The following is a 273-nucleotide window of genomic DNA, read 5'->3' on the forward strand; positions in this document are numbered from 1 at the left end:
GAACACCGAGCGCGTAAGAACTGATGAGATGGCCGCCTTGCGGTATGGTCACATTAAGATCACGTGCGATATCGGGGCAGCAGCGCCATAATGGCGAACTCACCGGTACCTATACCGAAGCCGCCGATGGCAAGCGCTAGTTCCGCCAATCGTGCAGACGAACGTGGCGAAGTTTCCGGCGATGAAGCCGAAGGCTGAATTTTGGACATGAATGGGCCTGAAGGGAATGGAGGATGTCGGACAACCCTACCACTCCTTTCAGGCAAAGGCGAT

The 273-nt window shown here is 55.7% G+C and carries 1 pseudogene; it reads right to left on the reverse strand.

Features of this window, described 5'->3' with window-relative positions:
- Positions 1-209: pseudogene (locus SB822_RS57110) on the reverse strand (MFS transporter); the annotation flags it as partial.
- Between the last annotated feature and the right edge of the window lie 64 nt (positions 210-273).

The organism is Paraburkholderia sp. SIMBA_054, from assembly GCF_046534875.1.
Lineage (GTDB): Bacteria > Pseudomonadota > Gammaproteobacteria > Burkholderiales > Burkholderiaceae > Paraburkholderia > Paraburkholderia hospita.